A 21,698-nucleotide genomic window follows, 5' to 3' on the forward strand; every position below is an offset into this window, starting at 1 on the left:
GCGGGGGGGGGGCTGCGCGGCCTCGCCCCGCGGGGGCGGGGGGGGGGGGGGGGGCCCCCCCCCCCCCCCCCCCCACTACCCCAATCGCTGACGATGCGGCCGTCCACCATGCGTGCACGGGTGATGATCGTACGCGCATGGCATGCCCGTTCGCCGCAGCATCGGTTCGGCATGGCCCCGACCCGGCGCTGGGCGTTCATCCAGTGGGCAACGGGCCGCTGATCGGTAGTGCCGGCCGCTGGCCGGCTCCTCAGGATTGCGGGGTTGCCGGCCAGCGGCCGGCACTACCTCAATCGCTGACGATGCGGCCGTCCACCATGCGTGCGACCTGCTGGCCGAACATGTCCACGTCGTGCGGGTCATGACTGATCAGCAGCAGCGGAATGCCGGTTTCATCCAGCACCGCCTGCAGTTCCTGCCGCAGGTGCTGGCGCAGGTCATGGTCCAGCGCGGCAAACGGCTCGTCCAGCAGCAGCGCCTGCGGCTGGGTCACCAGGGCGCGCGCCAGCGCGGTACGCTGGCGCTGGCCGCCGGAGACCTGCGACGGCAGCAGGTCGGCCACGTGATCGATACGGAACGCGTGCAGCCAGCGCTCCACCGCGTCGATGCGCGCACCACGGCGCGGATTGAACCAGCCACGTTCCAAGCCGAAGGCCACGTTCTGGCGCACGCTCAGGTGCGGGAACAGCGCGTAGTCCTGGAATACATAGCCCAGCCGACGCCGTTGCGGCGGCAGGTTCACCCTGGCGCTGCTGTCGAACAGCGCCTGGCCCTGCAGCCGCACATGGCCGCGCCAGGGCCGCAGCAGGCCGGCCACCGCTTTCAGGGTCAGGCTCTTGCCCGCGCCCGATGGGCCGAACAGCACCACCTGGCGCTGCGTGCACTGCAGCGCCACATCCAGCACGAACTGCGGCGTCGCCGCCTGCATCGGCCGGTGCACCTGCAGGTCAAGCCACATCGCGCAGCTCCTGGCGGCGCCCGCCCACCAGCCGCGCGGCCAGCAGCAGGATGACGATGCACACCACCGAGGTGAGGATCACCAGCGCGTTGGCCTTGCCGTCCTGCCCGGCCTGCACCGCCTCGTAGATGGCGATGGACAGCGTCTGCGTGCGGCCCGGGATGCTGCCCGCCACCATCAGCGTGGCGCCGAACTCGCCCATCGCACGGGCGAACGCCAGCAGCAGCCCGGCGAGAATGCCGCGCCAGGCCAGCGGCAGGGTGATGCGGAAGAACACCGCCGCCTCGGACACGCCGAGCGTGCGCGCAGCATTCTCCAGCTGGCCATCGACGCCTTCGAACGCAGCCCGCGCCGGCTTGAACACCAGCGGCAGCGACGCCACCGCGGCGGCAATCACCGCCGCCTGCCAGGTGAAGACCAGGTTGATGCCGAACCACGACTGCAGCCACACGCCGATCGGGCCATTGCGTCCGATCAGCACCAGCAGGTAGTAGCCCAGCACCGTCGGCGGCAGCACCATCGGCAGGGTCAGCACCGAATCCAGCAGCTCACGGCCGGGAAAGCGCCGGCGCGCCAGCAGTGCGCCCAGCGCCACGCCCAGCACCAGGTTGATCGCCGTGGCCCAGCCGGCCACTTTCAGCGACAAGCCCAGCGCGCTCCAGTCCAGATCCATGCCTCAGGGCTTGCCGAACCCGTGCTTGACCAGGATCGCCTGGCCCTGCGGCGAGCGGACGAAGGCGGTGAAGCGCTTCGCTTCGACCGCATGAGTGCTGGCCTGGATCACCGCCAGCGGATAGGCGATGCGCCCGCTCACCGGCACCTCGAAGGCGCGGCGCACGCGGTCCGGCATCGCCTGCGCGTCAGTGGCGTAGACGAAGCCGGCATCCACTTCACCCCGTGCCACGTAGTCCAGCGACTGCCGCACGTTCTGGGTGGTGATGGCCTTGCCCTGCACCGCCGGCCACAGCCCGGCTTTCTCCAGCGCGCCCTTGGCGTAGCGGCCCACCGGCACGCTGTCCGGATTGCCCAGCGCGATGCGCTGCACGCCGGCACCGGCCAGATCCTTGAGCGCACGCGGTGCGGCCTTGGCCTGCGGTGGCACCACCACCCACAGCGCGTTCACCGCGAATACCTGGCGGGTGCCGGGCGCCAGCAGCTTCTGCTGCCCGGCCTGGTCCATCGTGGTTTCGTCGGCCGAGGCAAACACATCCACCGGGGCACCGCGGCTGATCTGCTGCAGCAGCACGCCGGAGGCCGCAAAATTGAAATCGACCTTGGTGCCCGGATGGGCCTTCTCGTAGGCCGCGCCCAGTTCGCGGAAACTCTCGGTCAGGCTCGACGCCGCCGACACCGTCAGGTCGGCGGCCCAGGCCGGCATCGCGGCCAGCACCCCCAGTAACAACAGTCCTGCACGCTTCATCATCGGCTCCCGGTGGGTATCAGTCTGGTTCGGATTCGTCGGCCATGGCGAGCGCAGCCAGGCGCTCAGGTTGCAGCAGCAGGATCTCGCGCTGTTTGACCGCGATCACACCGTCATCGCTCAAGCGCCGCAGCACACGGCTGGCGGTTTCCGGCGCCATGCGCAGGTAGTTGGCGATTTCGGTGCGGGCCATGGTCAGGTTGAAGCGCGTGGCGGAGAAACCGCGCCGCGCGTAACGCTCGGACATGTCCAGCAGGAACGCGGCCATGCGCTCCTCGGTGCGGTGGTTGGCGGCCAGCGTGGCGACCTTGCCGATCTCCGCACTGAGCAGGCTGAACAGCTTGGCCTGCAGCCCAGGCATGCGCGTGGCCAGCAGGCTCAGCTTGGGAAACGAAATGCGGCACAGGTGCACTGTATCCAGCGCCACCGCATTGCAGGGGAAGCGCGAACCGTGGATCGCATTGAGGCCGATCACTTCACCCGGCAGGGCAAAGCCGAGCACCTGGTCGTTGCCCTGGCTGTCATCGACGAAGGTCTTGACCATGCCCGCACGCACCGCGGCAATGGAATCGAACTGTTCGCCGGCACGGAAGATATAGTCACCGGCATGGAACGGACCGACATGGTCGACCAGCACGTGCAGGTCGCCCAGCGCGGTCTTGTCATAGCCCTGCGAGATGCAGGCATCGGAAAACGCACAGGTGCTGCAGAAATGCAGCGCATCACCGTCATCGGCGGCGGCGGGGTTCGGTGTGGCCTGGCCAAGGCGGCCGCGGGAAGGCGGATTCATGGACATCGGAGCGACACTCAAGCGCTGGCGACCGCCGGCCGGAAACATGCCGCCATCATACGCCACAGCAGCCGCCCCTCCGCAGCCAGGCGCAGCACGCGCGCATCCCAGTGCGCCCAGCCGCGCGCAAGCAGCGGTTGCAGTTCCGGCGTGGCCTCGGCGAAACAATCATCAAAGGCGACGTCGTTGCGCCACTCGAAGGCGGCGGCATCCACCGAATGGTCGCAGGCCAGGCTCTGCGCGACCTCGGCCGACAGCCGCTCCTGCTCGGACAGGATCAGCCCGGCGGTCACGCCGATCTGGCCGGCCTGCAGGCGTGCCTGCCACTGTGCAAGGTCGTCCTCCAGCCGGTAGAACACCTCGCCGATCTGGCTGCAGGCCGCCAGCCCCAGGCCGACGAAGTCGCTGCGGTCGCGGCGCGGCACGCCGGCCAGGTCACAATGGCGCTGGCCATCGCCGGGCCCGTTGGGATCGGGCAAGTCACCGCGCTGGTAGTGGTCGCCACCGATGGCGACATAGCCGGCATCGCCAAGCAGCCGCCAGGCCTGCAGCCACTGCCCGGCCGCCGGCTGCTCCGGCAACCCGCACGGCGCGGGCAGCAGCACCCGTTCGGGTGCCTCGGCCAGCACTTCATGTACGCGTTCGATGAAGCCCTGATCCGCGAGCGATGGCACCCGCAACTGGTAGTAGCGCGCAGTGAACCCAACCTGGCGTGACTGCGCCAGCAGGGTCGGCCCCATTGCATCGGCACGGTCGATCACGGTCAGCCGGGTACAGCCCACCGCACGCAGCTGCGCCGGGGCCAGCGTACTACCGGCATCCAGCCGCACTTCCACCTGCGGCCGAGCCACCGTGCGCAGATGCTGGGGCACGGCATCCAGCAGCTGGCCCAGCGCGCTGGCACCCAGTACCTCGGCCAGACCCAGCTGCAGCACCATGGCCACCACTTCGCGGTCGTCGGCCAGCACATCGGCCTGGCGCCGCAGGGCCGTCAGCAGCATGTCCAGATAGATGCTGGCGGTGGTCAGCTGCCCTGCCCGCCCCGCCTGGAACCCGAGGGTCAGGCCGCGCGGAATCAGGTGCTCGTTGCTGGCCCGCACGGCCGCGCGCCAGCCACTTTCGCCGAAGCCAGGACTGAACTGGTCGGCGGCCGGAAACAGCACGTGGCGCGGCTGCTGCAGCAATGCAGCCTGCAGTGCGGTGTCTTCGCTTGCATCGACGGGGAAGCTCATGGCGGACATTTTCCAGCGTTCCTCTGCGCAGGGCCCTGATTGAAATCAAGCGTGACGCTGCTGCCGTGCGCGATCGGCCGCGGCCGCGTCGATGGCTTCGGGCAGGTCGGTTTCGCGGTCGATCTGCGGGAAATGCCGGCGCTCCATCCGGCGGATCGCGAAGTGCATCCACGCCAGCGCCGTGGCCACCAGCACGAACAGCAGCATGAAGCAGCTGCTCCAGATGCCCAGCGCATCGTTCAGCGCGCCGAACACGATGGGCAGGATGAAGCCACCCAGGCCACCGATCATGCCGACCACGCCGCCCACCGCACCCACGTGCTGCGGGTAGTACACCGGAATGTGCTTATAGACCGCCGCCTTGCCCAGCGACATGAAGAAGCCCAGCACGAACACCAGCACGGTGAACATCACCACGCCGATGGCCAGGTGGAAGTGGATCGGGCCGTGGATGCCCTTCACCACATACTCGGTATCCGGATAGGCCAGCAGGAAGGTGCAGATGGCCGAGACGCCGAAGGTCCAGTACATCACCCGCCGCGCACCGATCCTGTCAGCCATCCAGCCGCCGACCACGCGGAACAGGCTGGCCGGAATCGAATAGCAGGCCGCCAGCATGCCGGCGTGGCCCACGTCCATGCCGTAGGCGCCCACCAGATAGTGCGGCAGCCACAGTGCCAGGGCGACGAAGCCGCCGAACACGAAGAAGTAGTACAGCGAGAAGCGCCACACCTGCAGGTTCTTCAGCGGTGCCATCTGCTCGGCGAACGGCACCGGCTTGACGCCGTCACGGCGGCGCTGCTCCAGCGACGGGTCTTCCTTGCTGAACAGGAAAAACAGCACAGCGGTGACCGCCAGCGCCACCGCCCAGACCTTGGCCACCATGGTCCAGCCGGCCGCCACCATTACCAGCGGCGCCAGCAGCTTGGTCACCGCTGAACCGATGTTGCCCGCGCCGAAGATGCCCAGTGCCGTGCCCTGCCTGCTGGCCGGGAAGAACTTGGACACATAGGCCACGCCCACCGAGAAGTTGCCACCGGCAATGCCCACGCACAGCGCAGCGAACAGGAACTGGGTGTAGGTGTGGGCGTAGGTCAGCATCCAGGTCGCCACCGCGCCACACAGCATCACCAGCACCATCACCTTACGGCCACCGAACTGGTCCGACCAGATGCCAAGGAAGACCCGGCTGATCGATCCGGTCAGCACCGGGGTGGCGATCAGCAGGCCGAACTGGGTGTCGTTCAGCCCCAGCTGCTCGCTGATCTGGATACCGATGATCGAGAAGATCATCCACACCGCGAAGCACACGGTGAAGGCGAAGGTGCTCAGCCACAGCGCACGCTGCTGCTGCCCGGCACTGACGGGGGCAAGGGCCTGGTTCATGCAATCTCCTTTCCCAAGAGTGGGTCAGCCGTTCCCGGCTTCAGCTTCGATCTCATCCAGCCCGCGCACGGGGTAGCGTTCCTGCAGCTGCAGCAGGTAGGCCTGCACCTCGCGCTGGCGCACCTGCAGTTCCAGGTAGTCGCGGATCTGCGGCAGCACCGCCTGGAAAGGCTGCGGCTGCCCCTCCTCGCGCGCGTCGATGCAGACCACGTGGTAGCCCCAGCGCGATTCCACCGGAAAACCAGCCAAGCCCTCGCGCAGCCGGAACACCTGCCGGTCGAACTCGGGCGTGGTCTGGCCGCGCTGCAGCCAACCCAGGTCACCGCCGTCGCTGCTGGACGGGCAGCGCGAATGGCGCAGGGCGAAGTCGGCGAACAGGTGCGGAGCCTCCTTCAGCTCGGCCACCAGCCGCTCGCCTTCGTTGCGTGCATCCAGCCGCCCGGCCACGTCATCGGCCGGTGCCGCCAGCAGGATATGGCGCAGGCGCACGCGATCGGGCGAACGGAAGCGTTCCGGGTTCTGTTCGAAATAGCGCCGGCAGTCCTCGTCGCTGGGCACGCGGTCTTCGATCGCGTCCTCGATCAGCTGCTGGATCAGCACTTCCTCGTCACTCACCCGGCCACCCTGCGCTGCGTGCAGGCCCAACCGCTGCACCTCAAGGCGCAGCAGCTCGCGCACCACCAGCGCACGTGCCGCCTCGGCCCGCGACTGTTCCGGACGCATCGCCCGGTGGTGCTGCATCTCGCGGGCGATGTCGGCCTCGCTGATCGCGGTCTCGTCCACGTAAAGCCGGCACGGCGCCGGTTGCCCGAGCGAGCGCGGCCCCTGCGCCCCCGCCTCGTGGTGGTGCGAATGGGCCTCGGCCGGAACCGGGGCATTGGAGTCGATCACGGTGATCGGCAGGAACTTCGGCAGGCTGCCCATGGCTTACTCCCGCGGGCCGTAGCGAAGCGGGGCCTGGCGACGGCGCACCACCTGGTACGGCCGCCACAGATAGCTGATCGGAATGCTCCACACGTGCACCAGGCGGGTGAACGGTGCGATCAGGAACAGGGTCAGGCCCAGGAAAATGTGCATCTGGTAGACCCAGCTCACGCCCTCGATGTAATCGGCGGCGCCGGCACGGAAGGTGACGATGTGCTGCGCCCACTCGGCCAGCTGCACCATCACCCCACCGTCGAGGTGGCCGGAGGAGATGCGGATGCTGTACAGGCCCAGGCACAGCTGGGCGAACAGAAGCACCAGCACCAGCGTGTCACCGAAACTGCCGGTGGCCCGCACCCGTGCATTGAACAGCCGGCGCACCAGCAGGATGCTGATGCCGATGAAGCACAGCGCACCGAACACGCCGCCCACCCCCATCGCCAGCATCTGCTTCTGCGAGGAGGTGATGAAGTGCTCGTACACCGCATGCGGCGTCAGCAGGCCCACCAGGTGGCCACCGAGAATGGCCAGGATGCCGATGTGGAAGCAGTTGCTGCCGATGCGCATGCCTTTGTCCGACAGCATCTGGCTGGAGCCGGTGCGCCAGGTGTACATGGCCTTGTCATAGCGGGCCCAGCTGCCGATCAGCAGCACCGCCACGGCGATGTACGGGTAGTACTGGAAGGCGAATTGATGCAGGTAGTAGTTCATGGCTGGACCTCACGGTGCACGGGACGCCCGGGCGAGCGCGTCGGTGGCTTGCAGTCTTCGGAAGGAGCTTCGGCGCCGAAGCGCACCGCCTCCTCTTCCCACAACCGGTCCATCGCCTCGGCGGTATCGTCGCGGGGTTCCTCGCTGGCGCGTTGCCGCAGCGCCTCCAGGTTGATCTTGCCGTCGCCGGCCTCCACCAGGATTTCCAGCAGCGGCACATGCGGCAGTTCGCGCTCGGCCGCACGTGCGGCCAGCATCCCGGCGATATGGCCGATGTGGTGCAGCCATTCGCGGGCCTCCTCCTGCGGCCGGTGCGCCAGGAATTCCAGCAGCAGCGGCAGGTAGTCCGGCAGTTCGCGGGCATCAAGCTCGAAACCGGCCCGCCGGTAGGTCTCCACCAGGTCGACCATGGCCTGGCCACGGTCACGCGATTCGCCATGGATGTGTTCAAACAGCAACAGGCTCATCGAGCGGCCGCGGTCGAAGGTCGCCAGCCAGGCGGCCTGCGCGTCCAGCGGATCGCTGTCCAGCAGCTGCTGCACGAAGCCGCGCAGCTGCTGGCGGCGGCCAGCCGACAACGTGGCCTGGTCGCAGGCGGCCAGCAGCTCGTCGCCGTGCTGCCACAGTTCTTCGCGGGGGTAATCCAGCAGCACCCCGACCAGCTTCAGGACGCTCATTCGACCACCTCCTCGCGGCGCCGGTGATTCGGCCCGTTGTTGACCACGAAGCTGGTGGTCTTGCGCTGGCCGAACAGGTCGGCCGGACTGTCACCGTTGCAGCCGTTGCCGAAGGTGAAGCCGCAGCCGCCGCGCTCGCCGAAGGCATCGTTGGCGTACTCGCGATGGCCGGTGGGAATCACGAAACGGTCCTCGTAGTTGGCGATGGCCAGGTAGCGGTACATCTCCTCCACCTGGGCGATGCTCAGCCCGGCCTGGTCAAGTACCGCGGTGTCCTCCACGCCATCCACGTTCTTGGCCCGGCGCCAGGCGCGCATCGCCATCAGCCGTTCCAGCGCGCGCACCACCGGCGCTTCGTCGCCCGCGGTCAGCAGGTTGGCCAGGTAGCGCACCGGGATGCGCAGCGACGCCACGTCCGGCAGCTCGCCGCTCATGCCGATGCGGCCCCGCTCGGCGGCCGACTGGATCGGCGACAGCGGCGGCACGTACCAGACCATCGGCAGCGTGCGGTATTCCGGGTGCAGCGGCAGGGCCAGCTTCCAGTCGATGGCCAGCTTGTACACCGGCGACTGCCTGGCCGCTTCCAGCCAGCTGTCCGGGATGCCTTCCTTGCGCGCAGCAGCGATCACCGCCGGGTCTTCCGGGTCCAGGAAGATGTCCAGGTGTGCCTGGTACAGATCCTTCTCCGCGGCCACCGAAGCGGCCTCGGCAATCCGGTCGGCGTCGTACAGCATCACACCCAGGTAGCGGATGCGGCCCACGCAGGTTTCCGAACACACCGTGGGCTCGCCCATCTCGATGCGCGGGTAGCAGAAGATGCACTTCTCCGACTTGCCGCTCTTCCAGTTGTAGTAGATCTTCTTGTATGGGCAGGCCGACACGCACATGCGCCAGCCGCGGCACTTGTCCTGGTCGATCAGCACGATGCCGTCTTCCTCGCGCTTGTAGATCGCACCGGACGGGCACGCCGACACGCACGCCGGGTTCAGGCAGTGCTCGCACAGGCGCGGCAGGTACATCATGAAGGTCTTTTCGAAGGCCCCGTAGATCTCCTTCTGCACTTCATTGAAGTTGTAGTCGCGCGAGCGCTTGCTGAACTCCGAACCGAGGATCTCCTCCCAGTTCGGGCCCCACTCGATCTTCTGCATGCGCTCGCCGCTGATCAGCGAACGCGGCCGCGCGGTCGGCTGGTGCTGGCTGTCCTTGGCGGTGTGCAGGTTCTGGTAGTCGAAGTCGAACGGCTCGTAGTAGTCGTCGATCTGCGGCAGGTCCGGGTTGGCGAAGATCTTGGCCAGCATCCGCCAGCGGCCACCGGCGCGCGGCACCAGCTTGCCGGCGCGGGTACGCACCCAGCCGCCATTCCACTTGTCCTGGTTCTCCCACTCCTTGGGGTAGCCGATGCCTGGCTTGGTTTCCACGTTGTTGAACCAGGCGTACTCGACGCCCTCGCGCGAGGTCCAGACGTTCTTGCAGGTGATCGAGCAGGTATGGCAGCCGATGCACTTGTCCAGGTTCAGTACCATCGCGATCTGTGCACGGACCTTCATCACACCACCTCCTTGGCGGCGGCCGGAACGGCCTCGCCATCCAGCCAATCGATCTTGTCCATCTTGCGGACGATCACGAACTCATCGCGGTTGGTGCCGCAGGTGCCGTAGTAGTTGAAACCGTACGCCAGCTGCGCGTAGCCACCGATCATGTGGGTGGGCTTGAGCACGATGCGGGTGACCGAATTGTGGATGCCGCCACGGGTGCCGGTGATCTGCGAGCCCGGCACGTTGATGATGCGTTCCTGGGCGTGGTACATCATCGCCATGCCGGGCATCACCCGCTGGCTGACCACCGCTCTCGCGGCGATCGCACCGTTGACGTTGAACAGCTCGATCCAGTCGTTGTCGACGATGCCGGCACTGCGCGCGTCGTCCTCGCTCAGCCACACGATGGGGCCGCCACGCGACAGCGTCTGCATGATCAGGTTGTCGCTGTAGGTGCTGTGGATGCCCCACTTCTGGTGCGGGGTGATCCAGTTCAGCACGATCTCCTTGTTGCCGTTCGGGCGCTGGTTCAGCAGCGGCTCCACCGTGCGCGTGTTGACCGGCGGCCGGTAGCTCATGAAGGCCTCGCCGAAGTCGATCATCCACTCATGATCCTGGTAGAACTGCTGGCGCCCGGTCACGGTGCGCCACGGAATCAGCTCGTGCACGTTGGTGTAGCCCGCGTTGTAGCTGACGTTGTCGTCCTCCAGCCCCGACCAGATCGGCGAGGAGATGATCTTGCGCGGCTGCGCCTGGATGTCACGGAAGCGGATCGCCTCGTGTTCCTTGCCCACCGCCAGGTGGGTGTGCTCGCGGCCGGTGAACGTGCCCAGCGATTCCCAGGCCTTCACTGCCACGTGGCCGTTGGTCTCCGGGGCAAGGTGCAGGATCACTTCGGCCGCGTCGATGGCGGTCTCGATGGCCGGTCGTCCCTGGCTGACGCCCTCGGCGTGCACGGTATGGTTGAGCTTGCCGAGGAAATCGATCTCGTGCTTCGTATCCCAGTTCATGCCCTTGCCACCGTTGCCGAGCTTGTCCAGCAGCGGGCCGAGCGAGGTGAACTTGCGATACAGGTTGGGGTAATCGCGCTCGACCACCGTCATCGACGGCATGGTCTGGCCCGGGATGGCCTCGCACTCGCCCTTCTTCCAGTCGGCCACGCCGAACGGCATGCCCAGCTCATTGGGCGTGTCATGCAGGGTCGGCACCAGCACCAGGTCCTTTTCAACGCCCAGCACGCCCGGTGCCATGTCACTGAGGGTGCGTGCCACGCCCTTGAAGATGTCCCAGTCGCTGCGCGATTCCCAGGCCGGGTCCACCGCCTTGGACAGCGGGTGGATGAAGGGATGCATGTCCGAGGTGTTGAGGTCGTCCTTCTCGTACCAGGTGGCCGTGGGCAGCACGATGTCCGAATAGAGCGCGGTGGTGCACATGCGGAAGTCGAGCGTGACCAGCAGGTCCAGCTTGCCCTCCGGAGCTTCGTCATGCCACTTCACTTCCTGCGGCTTGATCGCGCCCATTTCGCCCAGGTCCTTGCCCTGCAGGCCATGGCGCGTGCCGAGCAGGTGGCGCAGCATGTATTCATGGCCCTTGCCCGAGGAACCCAGCAGGTTCGAGCGCCAGATGAACATCATGCGCGGGTGGTTCTGCTGTGCATCCGGGTCGGCGAAGGCGAAGTCCAGCGAGCCGTCCTTGAACTTGCCCAGCGCGTAGTCGGCCGGGGCCACGCCGGCCGCTTCGGCCTCGCGCACCAGCTGCAGCGGGTTGCGGTCCAGCTGCGGGGTACTGGGCAGCCAGCCCATGCGCACCGCGCGCAGGTTCAGGTCGGCCAGGCTGCCGCTGTACTTGCTGGCATCGGCCAGCGGTGACAGCAGTTCGTCCACCTGCAGCTTCTCGTAGCGCCACTGCCCGGTGTTGAAGTAGAAGAACGAAGTGCCGTTCATATGCCGCGGCGGGCGGCTCCAGTCCAGGCCGAAGGCCAGCGGCTGCCAGCCGGTCTGCGGGCGCAGCTTTTCCTGGCCCACGTAATGCGCCCAGCCGCCACCGGTCTGGCCCACGCAGCCGCACATGATCAGCATGTTGATCAGGCCGCGGTAGTTCATGTCGTTGTGGAACCAGTGGTTCATGCCCGCGCCGACGATGATCATCGAGCGGCCGTGGGTCTTGTCGGCGGTGCGGGCGAACTCACGGGCGATCTCGATCACTTCAGCGCGCGACACGCCGGTGATGCGTTCCTGCCAGGCCGGGGTGCCCGGTACCATGTCGTCGAAGCTGCTGGCCACGTTGCCGCCGCCGAAGCCACGGTCCACGCCATACTGGGCCAGCAGCAGGTCGTAGACCGTGGCCACCAGGGTGTCGCCGCCGTCGGCCAGGGCCAGACGACGCACCGGGATGTTGCGGTCGAGCACGTCCTCGGCCGGGGCCGCGGTCCAGCCGTCGGTCTCGATGCCGCCGAAGTACGGGAAGCTGACCGCTTCAATGCCCTCATGGCCGTCGGCCAGGCTCAGCCGCAGGCGGGTATCGGCGCCGTTGCTCTCCTTTTCCTCGATGTTCCACTTGCCCTTCTCGCCCCAGCGGAAGCCGATGGAGCCGTTGGGCACCACGATCTGGCCGCTGCTCTCGTCGTAGGCCAGGGTCTTCCAGTCGGGGTTGTTGGCCTCGCCCAGCCCACCCAGCTCGCTGGCGCGCAGGAAGCGTCCCGGCACCAGGCGGCCATCCTCGCGGCGCTCCAGGCGCACCAGCATCGGCATGTCCGAATACTGGCGGCAGTAGTCCTGGAAATACTGCGAAGGCGAATCGACATGGAACTCGCGCAGGATCACATGGCCGAAGGCAAAGGCCAGTGCCGCGTCGGTACCCTGCTTGGGGTGCAGCCAGTGGTCGGTCAGCTTGGCCAGCTCGGAATAGTCCGGGCAGATCGCCACCGTCTTGGTGCCGTTGTAGCGCGCCTCGGTGAAGAAGTGCGCATCGGGCGTGCGCGTCTGCGGCACGTTCGAGCCCCAGGCGATGATGTAGCGGCTGTTGTACCAGTCGGCCGATTCGGGCACGTCGGTCTGTTCGCCCCAGATCTGCGGCGAGGCCGGCGGCAGGTCGCAGTACCAGTCGTAGAAGGACAGGCAGGCGCCGCCCAGCAGCGACAGGTAACGCGCGCCCGCGGCATAGGACACCATCGACATCGCCGGGATCGGCGAGAAGCCGACCACGCGGTCCGGCCCGTACTGCTTCACCGTATACAGGTTGGAGGCGGCGATGATCTCGTTGGCCTCTTCCCACTGCAGGCGCACGAAGCCGCCCATGCCGCGGCGGGTCTTGTACGAGCGCGCCTTTTCCTTGTCCTCGACGATGCTGGCCCAGGCATCCACCGGCGCCATGTGCTTCCGGGCTTCGCGCCACAGGCGCAGCAGCGTGCCGCGGATCAGCGGGTACTTCAGCCGGTTGGCGCTGTACAGGTACCAGGAATAGCTGGCGCCACGCGGGCAGCCACGCGGTTCATGGTTGGGCAGGTCCGGGCGCGTGCGCGGGTAATCGGTCTGCTGGGTTTCCCAGGTGACCAGGCCGTTCTTGACGTAGATCTTCCAGCTGCACGAACCGGTGCAGTTCACCCCGTGTGTGGAGCGGACGATCTTGTCGTACTGCCAGCGCTGGCGGTAACTGTTTTCCCAGTCGCGGCCCTCGCTCTTGGCAAAACCATGGCCATCGGCAAAGGTCTGGGGTTCACGCTTGAAGAACTGCAAGCGATCAAGAAAATAACTCATCGTGGATCTCCCTTTGCGGACATCGGCATCGTGGCTGGGGTGTTCATTGGCTTCGGTGCATTGCTCGGGTTGTCAGCTGGGCTGCCCCTAGCAGGGGGTTTCAGCACCGCGCCGGTAGTACCACCACCAGGTCACGGCCAGGCAGGTGAAATAGAAAGCGATGAATCCGTACAGCGCCATGTCGGGGCTGCCGGTCAAGGTGATGGACGAGCCGTAGCTCTTGGGGATGAAGAAACCGCCGTAGGCACCGATCGCGCCGGAGAAACCGACCACGGCGGCGGATTCGATGCTGGCCTGGTGCCCGGCAGCGGCCTTGCCCTCGGCGCTGTCGTTGGCCGACCAGCGCTCATGCAGGGTGCGGAAGATCACCGGGATCATGCGGAAGGTGGTGCCGTTGCCGATGCCGCTGAGCACGAACAGCGCCATGAAGCTGAGCAGGAACCCGTAGAAGCTGCCGGCCTGGCCGTCGCTGGGCAGGAAGTGCAGCACGCCGAACACCGCGGCGATCATCAGCGCGAACACCCAGAAGGTCAGGCGCGCGCCGCCCCAGCGGTCGGCCATGCTGCCGCCCACCGAGCGCATCAGCGCGCCCAGCAGGGGGCCGATGAAGGCGTAGGCCAGCGGGTTCACATCGGGGAACTGGCTCTTGACCAGCATCGGGAAGCCGGCCGAGAAGCCGATGTAGGAACCGAAGGTGCCGATGTACAGCCAGCACATCAGCCAGTTGTGCTTGCGGCGGAAGATCACCGCCTGTTCGGCGAACGAAGAACGGGCACTGGTCAGGTCGTTCATGCCGAACCAGGCCGCCACGGCACAGACCACGATGGCCGGCACCCAGATGAAGCCGGCGTTCTGCAGGTACAGCGGTGCCCCGCCCTCCACCGCCGGCTGCGGCGCGCCACCCAGCGCACCAAACACGCCCGCGGTGATCACCAGCGGAATGACCGCCTGGGCGACCGACACGCCCACATTGCCCAGGCCCGCGTTCAGGCCCAGCGCCAGGCCCTGCTTCTGCTTGGGGTAGAAGAACGAGATGTTGGACATCGACGAAGAGAAATTCGCCCCGCCGAAGCCACACAGGATCGCGATCACCACGAACACCCAGTACGGGGTGGCCGGGTTCTGCACGGCGAAGCCCAGCCAGATCGTCGGTGCCAGCAGCGAGGCGGTGGACAGCGCCGTCCAGCGGCGGCCACCGAAGATCGGGATGACGAAGGAATAGAAGATGCGCAGCGTGGCGCCGGACAGGCTGGGCAGGGCCACCAGCCAGAACAGCTGGTCGGTGCTGAAGCTGAAGCCGATCTTCGGCAGGCTGATGGTCACTGCCGAGAACAGCACCCAGACCGCGAAGGCCAGCAGCAGCGACGGTATGGAGATGACCAGGTTGCGGGTGGCGACCCGTTTGCCGGTGCGCTCCCAGTAGCCAGCGTCTTCCGGCGCCCAGTCGCTGATGACGCGGCCGGGACTGGCAGTGCTTCGGACAACAGGATCGCTACCGACGGTCATACATGGCTCCAGGGCTGTGGAATGACGTGGGTACTGCTTTCAAGTTGTAACCCGTCGTCATGGGCCTCATTAGGCCCGCACTGCGCGATGACGGGGTTGATCTGGATCAATCAGGGGCGGGTTTCCACCCTGCCCCTGACAAATGTCAAACCGGTGACTCGGTACTGCCGCGGCGGCTCACGCCGCGCTGGCGCACGCTGTCACGCACGTCCACATCGAACTGCAGCTGCAGCGTGGTGCCGTCATCCAAGTACAGCGCAAAGCCGAGCCCATCACGGCACGGCAGGCGCCCGGCCAGACCGTCCACCGCCTCACGCGGCAGCACCAGCCGGCAGTAGGTGCCACCATCGAGCAGCACCGCCTGGTCGCCGCCGTGCAGCGACACCGCCGTGCCCCAGCCGCCGTTGCCGCCGAACCGGGTCAGGTTCTCGACCGATTCACCGGCCAGCAGCTGCGCCAGTTCAGCCTCATCCAGGCGCAGACGCATCGTTTGTTCCTGCAGCTGCACCTTCATGAGGCGACATCCTCCCACTGGGCGGGGGTATTGCAGTTGACCAGGGCGCTTTCGTCGGCGGTGGACAGGCGCACCGCATGTGCGCCGAGACGGTGTTGCAGGGCCTGCAGCGAACGCGGGCCAAGGGGATAGTGGATCATGCTTTCAAGGACTGTACGGCTTTCATTGTCCACATTAAACAGCATCGGAAGCGGATGACCGTCATAGATCGTGCAGCGGCCAGACTGCGCATCACGCAATTGCTGAAGCAGTCGGGGGGTCAGCCGGGGCGTATCCACCGGCACCACCCAGGCCGGGCCATCGGGCATCTGCAGGGCCACGCTGTACAGGCCGCCCAGCGGGCCGCAGCGGGCCACCCGGTCGGGAATGCCGTCAAAGGCCGGGTAGCGACCGCTCACCCAGACCCGCTCCGCACCTGCCAGCATCAGCAGGCCGCGCATGTGTTCCAGCAGGGTCCGCCCCTGCCAGGGCAGCATCGCCTTGTCGCGGCCCATGCGGCTGGACAGCCCGCCCGCCAGCACGATGCCGGCCATCGGCGCGCTCATGGGCGCGCCACGCCCTCATCCACGCATGGCGTGGATCTACTGGGCCCAACCGTCAGTAGAGCCACGCCATGCGTGGCTGCCAGTGGAGTGGATTCATTCATGGGCATGGTCATGCACCGGCGTGTCGTCGGTGTGGCAGAGGCTGCAGCCTTCGGTCCATTCGCTGTCGCCGTCCTGGTAATGCTCCTGCTTCCAGATCGGGCACTGGTGCTTGACCGCTTCGATCAGCTGCCGGCAGGCACGGAAGGCTTCATCGCGGTGCGGGCTGCCTGCGGCCACCACCACCGCCACCTCGCCCACCGCCAGGCGGCCCTTGGCGTGGGCCACATACAGCTTCAGCTTCGGCCCGTAGGCGGCCTGCACCTCGGCGGCCAGCCGCTGCACCTCGTTCAGCACCAGCGGCTCGAACAGGTCATAGCTGATGCCCAGCACCGGGCGACCCTGGTTGAGGTCACGCACCTTGCCGATGAATACGTCGATACCCCCGAAGCCGGGGTCGGACACCGCGGCGATGCCCTCGGACGGGTCGATCGCCGCCTGTGCGCGGTCCACCACCTTCGCGATCGTGGGATGGCTCATCTCAACCCCCACTGACCGGCGGCAGGATCGCCACCCGGCCATCGGCCGGCAGCGCATCGTGGTCGCGCAGCACCTGTTGCTGGTCGGCGAACGCCGAGTAGTCCAGCAGGCCGGCACGGAAGCCCGGCCAGCGCACCGGCAGCAGCTCGCGCAGCGCCTGGCGCAGGTCGGCAATCGTGGCCCCGGCGACGTCCACCGTGATCTCGCGGCTCGCATCCAGGTCGGAAAACGCACCAAACAACTGCAGGTTCACCTGTTTCATCATGATTCCTCGCTTACCAGCTGCACCGGTTCGTGGTGACCCCAGCCCTGCACCCGCACATACGTACCGGCTGCGGCCAGGTTGCCCTCGGCCTCCAGCACCACCCAGGCGTTGGCCCGCAGCATGGACATCAAACGGAACGACTCCTGGCCGGACAGCACGCGCGCGCTCAGGCGTCCCTGCGCGTCCACTTCCACCCGCGCACGGGCGTGGAAGCGCAGGCCCTCGGGCTTGCGCACGTCGGCCTGCAACGGCAGCTGCAGCGGCGTTTCCGCGGCCAGCCCCAGCAGCCGCCGCAGCACCGGCTCAACGAAGAAGCGCTGGCCCACCGCCGCCGACACCGGGTTGCCCGGCAGGCCGAAATACAGCGCGCCGCCGGGCAGTACCGCAAACAGCAGTGGCTTGCCCGGGCGGATCGCCACCTTGTGGAAGATGATGCGGGCGCCGCGGTCACGCAGCGCGTCGGGCACGAAATCGTAGCGCCCGGCCGACACCGCACCGGTGCTGATCAGCAGCTGCGCACCGGCGTCCAGCGCCTGGTCCAGCACGGCATTGAAGGCGGCCACGTCGTCGCCGACCGTGCCCTGCCAGACCACCTCGGCGCCGGCCGCCTGCAGGCGCCCCACCAGGTAGGGGCGGTTGCTGTCACGGATCTGGCCCGATTCCAGTGCCTGCGCCGCGTCGGTCACCAGTTCCTTGCCGGTGGCGATCACCGCCGCCTTCGGGCGTGCGACCACGGCCACCTCGCCCACGCCGATGGCGTGCAGCAGGGTGCGGGCGTTGATATCCAGCACGTCGCCGGCACGCAGCACGCACTCACCTTCGTTTACATCCTGGCCGCGCAGGCGCACGTGCTGGCCCGGCTTGACCTCGGCGCGCAGGGCGATGCGGGTCGGGCGGCCTTCATGGCTCTGCAGGATCTCCACCTGCTCCACCGGCACCACCGTATCCAGGCCGGCCGGCATGCGTGCGCCGGTCATGATTTCCCAGGCGCCCTCGCCTGCTTCGGCACCGGCATCGCCGGCCGCCTGCCAGCCCTGCACGGCAAATTCGCTGCCGGCGTCGAAAGTGTTGCCCTCGGCACGCAGCGCAAAACCATCCATGGCCGAGTTGTCGAACGGCGGCAGCGACTGTGCGCTGATGATATTGCTGGCCAGGGTGCGCCCGCCCGCATCGTGCAGGCGCAGGCGCTCGGCCGGCAACGGCGACGCCGCGTCCAGCAGGTGCTGCAATGCTTCGCTGTACGGGATCATGCCGCGCTCCCGTGGCCGCCGCCGTCCACCATCGCCAGCGCGTGGCCAAGGACCGGCGCCAGGATGTCCAGGCACTGCGCGGCAGCGCGCGGGCTGCCTGGCAGGGCAAACACCAGCATGCCGCCCAGCTGCACCACTTCGGCCCGGCTCAGCCAGGCCATCGGCGTGTGCTGTGCACTCAGCGCGCGCACCATCTGCGCCAGGCCGTGCACCGGACGTGCATCCAGCGAACGCAGCGCCTCGGGGGTCAGGTCACGCGGCCCCAGGCCGGTTCCGCCGGTGCACAGGCACAGGCGCACGCCACTCTCGGCCAGCGCGCGCAGACGGCCGGCCAGCGGTTCGATGCCATCGGCCAGCACCTCGGCCGCCACCACCTCACCGCCCAGCGCCTGCAGGCCGGACACCAGCTTCGGGCCGGATGCATCGGCATAGGTGCCATCGCTGGCGCGGTCACTCAGGGTAATCACCGCGCAACGGGCGCCTTCCAGGCCCCTGGGTGCACGCGGCTTGAAACGCGCCTGCTCGGCCTCGTCCATGCCATCGGGGTGCAGCCACACGCCGCGCTTTCCGCCTTCCTTGAACAGCAGGCGGATGCCTTCGATGCGCAGCGCCGGCTCCACCGGCTTGCTCAGGTCGTACAGGGTCAGCAGGGCCGCATTGACACCGGCCAGCGCCTCCATCTCCACGCCGGTGCGTGCCTCGCTGGCGCACTCGCACCAGACCCGGATCGACTGCCGTTCCGGCACCGGTGCGCAGAACACCTGCACCAGTTCCAGCGGCAGCGGGTGGCACAGCGGCATCAGCATCGACGCCATCTTCGCCCCCTGCAGGCCGGCAATCTCGGCCATCACCAGCGCATCGCCCTTGGGCAGGCGGCGCTCGACGATCAGCGGGTAGGCCACCGGCCCCGCATGCAGTTCGCCCACTGCCACCGCGCGGCGGCGGGTGATGCGCTTGTCGCGGACATCGGCCATATGGAAGGCCGCGTTCAATTCCCCAGTCATGGTGGTGCTCATCCTCCAATCGAGGCCAGGTGCGGGGTCAGCCCGGTCTGGCCCTGGTGCAATCCGTGCCCGGCCGCTTTCAGGCCGAGCTGGGTGGTGATGCGTGCCAGCAGCGCGTCATGGTCATCGTCGCTCTGCAGCAACGGCCGCAGCGGCACGCCGAAATCGCCGAACAGGCACAGCCGCAGGTCGCCCTTGGCGGTCACCCGCAGGCGGTTGCAGCCCTTGCAGAAATCGCGCGAATACGGCGCGATGATGCCCACGGTGCCGCGGTGCTGCGGGTGGCCGAACTCGCGCGCCGGGCCGGCATCGGCCGCCCGCGGGCGTTCCTGCCAGCCGGCGGCCAGCAGCTGTTCGATCACCACGTCAGCGCGCAGGTGGTGGCGCTGGAAATAGGCTTCGTTGTCGCCGGTGCGCATCAGTTCGATGAAGCGCACGCTGAAGGGGCGGTCACGCAGGTAGTCCATCCACTGCGGCAGTTCATCGTCATTGAGCCCGCGCAGCAGTACTGCGTTGAGCTTGATCGACGGCAGGCCCAGCGCCTGTGCCAGGGCCAGGCCCTGTTCGATCTCGGGCAGGCGGTCATGCCCGGTGATGGTGTGGAAGCGCTCACGCTGCAGGCTGTCCATGCTCACGTTCAGCGCGGTCAGGCCAGCGCGGTGCCAGCCCGGCAGGCGCCGCGGCAGCAGCGTGCCGTTGGTGGTGATGGCCACCTTGCGGATGCCCGGCACCGCAGCCACGGTGCCGATGATCTGTTCCAGGTCCTTGCGCAGGCTCGGCTCGCCGCCGGTCAGGCGGATCTTGCTCATGCCCAGCGCAGCAAATGCACGCACCAGGCGGGCGATTTCATCCACCTGCAGGAAGCGCGGCCGGCCCTCCCCCTGGTAGCCATCGGGCAGGCAATAACTGCAACGGAAGTTGCACGCTTCGGTCAGCGACAGGCGCAGGTACGGAAAGCTGCGTCCGAATCCGTCGGTGAGTTGGCTCATGGCTGGTCCACCTTGTTGCTCCACCGTCTTGCCCGTGCCCGGAATGGCCCGGATTTCCTCGCCTGCCGGAACAGTTGCCAGATTACGCGGCCGCTCGTGCCTTGGGCATGACTTAAATCAATTGCCGCCGGCCCGGCGGCGCACGCGTTGTGGCAGCATGCGGCTTTCCGTGCAGCGGATGTGTGACAACCCTCATGATGATGAACGATTTCCAGCAGCTTCTGCACGCCGCAGGCGAACAGGCCGAGCCGCAGCGCCTGCTGTTCGTGTTCGTGCGTGCCGACCTGCCCGAGGCGCCCACCACCGACCAGCGCGAGCGGCATGACCGTCGCGAAGGCGGCACCCTGTCACCGGTGCTGTGCGTGGACAAGCTGCCCGCGGAGGTACCCAGCTTCCAGGCCCTGGCCACCGAATCGACCCGCACCGGCATCGACTGGGACCTGGTGTTCGTGGCTGCGATGGATGGCCGTGCCGGGTTTGCACCCAACAGCGATGAAGCCGCCCGTCCGCTGCAGTTGATGGTCAATGCCATTCATGACGGCCAGATCGGCCGCTTCGCCGCCTTCGACCGCAGCGGCGAACCCATTCAGTTCTATTGAGCCACCAGCTGCAGGGTCAGGAAGAAGATCACCAGTACGGTGTTCAGCCCCCAGGCCACGGTCAGCCCGCGTGCGGCCACGCCCAGGTTCGGGGTGCGTGCGCTTGGTGCAGCCCGCCACACCGCCGGGATGATCCAGCCGGTGTAGAGCAGCAGCACCGCAAACACCGCCAGCAGCAGCGTGGTGCGCTGGTTGGCCAGGGCCCAGAGGGCAACGGCCCACAGGATGTTGCTGGGAATCACCCCCTGCAGCCAGAACACGCTCCACAGGCGCGAGCGGCCCTGGGTTTCCGGCGTGGGGTGGAGGGACGCGCTTGCAGTCATAAGTCTCCCTTCGGTCCAGGAAGCATGCCCGGCCAGCCTGCGCCCGCCCGTCGATAACGTCAACCGCCCAGGCAGGCCTGCTCTGGGAGCGGTCGACCCCGGTCGACCAGACCCATCCGCCCGCGCCCACCCTCCGGTAGAGTCACCCTTACCCAGGGCCACGCCCACCACCAGACCCCCCACCATGCCCAGCACCCGCAACGGATTGCCTGCTACCCGCCTCTACCCCTTCCTCGTCGGCAAGCTGGGGCGAATGATGATTCCGGTCCTGCTGGGTGTCGTCTGCGGGTGCACCCCACAGGCGACGACACCGCCACCGGCCGCCGCCAGCGAAGACCCGCTGGCCATCGAAGACAGGCCACCGAATGCCGAGGGCCAACCCATGCTGGATGATATTGCCCGAGTGGCCCGCGACGCCGACCGCATCGTGGTCGTTGAGCATTCCTATCGATACGACACCAACGAAGGCATCAACAGCGGCACGCCGCCACCGGAGCGCAGGTACCGCGAAGTGGTACTGGCCGGCAATGACAAGCAGCCGCTCCTGGCCACGCTGGAGGGCATCGATCCCTATGTCAGCCAGTGGGTCGCCGCCTGCATCTTCGAGCCCCATCACCGCTTCGAATTCTACAAGGGGAACAAGCGCACCCACACGCTGGAGGTCTGCTTCCAGTGCAACCAGCTGGAATGGGACGGCGCGAAGAATCCCGTGCCACAGGCGTTCTACGCGGGCCTG

At 67.5% G+C, this 21,698-nt stretch carries 22 protein-coding genes; 2 read left to right on the top strand and 20 right to left on the bottom strand.

Translation table 11 applies throughout. The features are described from left to right. Positions 1-289 precede the first annotated feature (289 nt). The 19 genes from IAE56_RS14680 to moaA form a co-directional block, all read right to left on the bottom strand. Positions 290-958 carry an ATP-binding cassette domain-containing protein gene (locus IAE56_RS14680; RefSeq protein ID WP_200753022.1) on the bottom strand — a complete coding sequence of 223 codons (669 nt, stop codon included), beginning with the start codon at positions 956-958 and terminating at the stop codon, positions 290-292. After that, a complete protein-coding gene (modB, locus tag IAE56_RS14685; protein ID WP_108769029.1) occupies positions 948-1,631 on the bottom strand; it encodes a molybdate ABC transporter permease subunit in 684 nt (227 codons plus the stop codon). The genes IAE56_RS14680 and modB overlap by 11 nt, the downstream gene beginning before the upstream one ends. A gap of 3 nt (positions 1,632-1,634) precedes the next feature. Then, positions 1,635-2,378, bottom strand: coding sequence for a molybdate ABC transporter substrate-binding protein (gene modA, locus IAE56_RS14690; protein ID WP_200753023.1), 744 nt, complete (start codon positions 2,376-2,378; stop codon positions 1,635-1,637). A gap of 19 nt (positions 2,379-2,397) precedes the next feature. Further along, positions 2,398-3,174 (bottom strand): helix-turn-helix domain-containing protein, encoded by a 777-nt coding sequence (locus IAE56_RS14695; RefSeq protein WP_200753024.1) that lies wholly within the window; start codon positions 3,172-3,174, stop codon positions 2,398-2,400. Positions 3,175-3,185: 11 nt separating this feature from the next. After that, the gene (locus tag IAE56_RS14700; protein WP_200753025.1) at positions 3,186-4,400 is read right to left on the bottom strand and encodes a coproporphyrinogen III oxidase; all 1,215 of its coding nucleotides are present in this window, start codon (positions 4,398-4,400) and stop codon (positions 3,186-3,188) included. A 45-nt stretch (positions 4,401-4,445) separates the two neighbouring features. After that, the gene (locus IAE56_RS14705; protein WP_108769032.1) at positions 4,446-5,786 is read right to left on the bottom strand and encodes a nitrate/nitrite transporter; all 1,341 of its coding nucleotides are present in this window, start codon (positions 5,784-5,786) and stop codon (positions 4,446-4,448) included. 24 nt (positions 5,787-5,810) lie between these two features. Continuing rightward, positions 5,811-6,710 (bottom strand): peptidylprolyl isomerase, encoded by a 900-nt coding sequence (locus IAE56_RS14710; RefSeq protein ID WP_200753026.1) that lies wholly within the window; start codon positions 6,708-6,710, stop codon positions 5,811-5,813. 3 nt (positions 6,711-6,713) lie between these two features. Next, entirely contained in the window at positions 6,714-7,421 is a 708-nt protein-coding gene (gene narI, locus IAE56_RS14715; RefSeq protein WP_200753027.1) for a respiratory nitrate reductase subunit gamma, read from the bottom strand. After that, on the bottom strand, positions 7,418-8,098 hold the full coding sequence (gene narJ / locus IAE56_RS14720) for a nitrate reductase molybdenum cofactor assembly chaperone (protein ID WP_200753028.1): 681 nt from the start codon (positions 8,096-8,098) through the stop codon (positions 7,418-7,420). Before narJ ends, narI begins: the two co-directional genes overlap by 4 nt. Further along, positions 8,095-9,645: a nitrate reductase subunit beta gene (gene narH, locus IAE56_RS14725; RefSeq protein ID WP_200753029.1), complete on the bottom strand. Its 1,551-nt coding sequence runs from the start codon at positions 9,643-9,645 to the stop codon at positions 8,095-8,097. The genes narJ and narH overlap by 4 nt, the downstream gene beginning before the upstream one ends. Then, the gene (locus IAE56_RS14730; protein ID WP_200753030.1) at positions 9,645-13,388 is read right to left on the bottom strand and encodes a nitrate reductase subunit alpha; all 3,744 of its coding nucleotides are present in this window, start codon (positions 13,386-13,388) and stop codon (positions 9,645-9,647) included. The genes narH and IAE56_RS14730 overlap by 1 nt, the downstream gene beginning before the upstream one ends. Before the next feature lie 87 nt (positions 13,389-13,475). Then, positions 13,476-14,894: a NarK family nitrate/nitrite MFS transporter gene (locus IAE56_RS14735; protein WP_200753031.1), complete on the bottom strand. Its 1,419-nt coding sequence runs from the start codon at positions 14,892-14,894 to the stop codon at positions 13,476-13,478. 145 nt (positions 14,895-15,039) lie between these two features. After that, complete coding sequence (locus IAE56_RS14740; RefSeq protein WP_164072564.1) at positions 15,040-15,408, bottom strand: hypothetical protein; 369 nt, start codon at positions 15,406-15,408, stop codon at positions 15,040-15,042. Next, a complete protein-coding gene (locus tag IAE56_RS14745; RefSeq protein ID WP_200753032.1) occupies positions 15,405-15,953 on the bottom strand; it encodes a molybdenum cofactor guanylyltransferase in 549 nt (182 codons plus the stop codon). The genes IAE56_RS14740 and IAE56_RS14745 overlap by 4 nt, the downstream gene beginning before the upstream one ends. Positions 15,954-16,046: 93 nt before the next feature. Beyond that, the gene (locus tag IAE56_RS14750; protein WP_164072566.1) at positions 16,047-16,532 is read right to left on the bottom strand and encodes a molybdenum cofactor biosynthesis protein MoaE; all 486 of its coding nucleotides are present in this window, start codon (positions 16,530-16,532) and stop codon (positions 16,047-16,049) included. Between the two features lies 1 nt (position 16,533). Then, positions 16,534-16,794, bottom strand: coding sequence for a MoaD/ThiS family protein (locus IAE56_RS14755; protein WP_108769042.1), 261 nt, complete (start codon positions 16,792-16,794; stop codon positions 16,534-16,536). Next, positions 16,794-18,047 (bottom strand): gephyrin-like molybdotransferase Glp, encoded by a 1,254-nt coding sequence (gene glp / locus IAE56_RS14760; RefSeq protein ID WP_200753033.1) that lies wholly within the window; start codon positions 18,045-18,047, stop codon positions 16,794-16,796. The genes IAE56_RS14755 and glp overlap by 1 nt, the downstream gene beginning before the upstream one ends. Further along, positions 18,044-19,051, bottom strand: a complete 1,008-nt coding sequence (moaCB, locus tag IAE56_RS14765; RefSeq protein ID WP_200753034.1) for a bifunctional molybdenum cofactor biosynthesis protein MoaC/MoaB — start codon at positions 19,049-19,051, stop codon at positions 18,044-18,046. Before moaCB ends, glp begins: the two co-directional genes overlap by 4 nt. Positions 19,052-19,059: 8 nt before the next feature. Continuing rightward, the gene (gene moaA, locus IAE56_RS14770) at positions 19,060-20,040 is read right to left on the bottom strand and encodes a GTP 3',8-cyclase MoaA (RefSeq protein ID WP_108769045.1); all 981 of its coding nucleotides are present in this window, start codon (positions 20,038-20,040) and stop codon (positions 19,060-19,062) included. Between the two features lie 194 nt (positions 20,041-20,234). Between moaA and IAE56_RS14775 the strand changes: the two genes are divergently transcribed. Then, entirely contained in the window at positions 20,235-20,639 is a 405-nt protein-coding gene (locus IAE56_RS14775) for a ribonucleotide reductase subunit alpha (protein ID WP_200753037.1), read from the top strand. Here IAE56_RS14775 and IAE56_RS14780 read toward each other — a convergent pair. Beyond that, entirely contained in the window at positions 20,633-20,962 is a 330-nt protein-coding gene (locus tag IAE56_RS14780) for a hypothetical protein (RefSeq protein WP_200753035.1), read from the bottom strand. The genes IAE56_RS14775 and IAE56_RS14780 overlap by 7 nt on opposite strands. Positions 20,963-21,146: 184 nt before the next feature. Between IAE56_RS14780 and IAE56_RS14785 the strand changes: the two genes are divergently transcribed. Continuing rightward, on the top strand, positions 21,147-21,698 hold a 552-nt coding region (locus tag IAE56_RS14785; protein ID WP_200753036.1), incomplete at its 3' end, for a hypothetical protein.

The sequence above is a fragment of the Stenotrophomonas sp. S41 genome, assembly GCF_016624625.1.
GTDB lineage: Bacteria > Pseudomonadota > Gammaproteobacteria > Xanthomonadales > Xanthomonadaceae > Stenotrophomonas.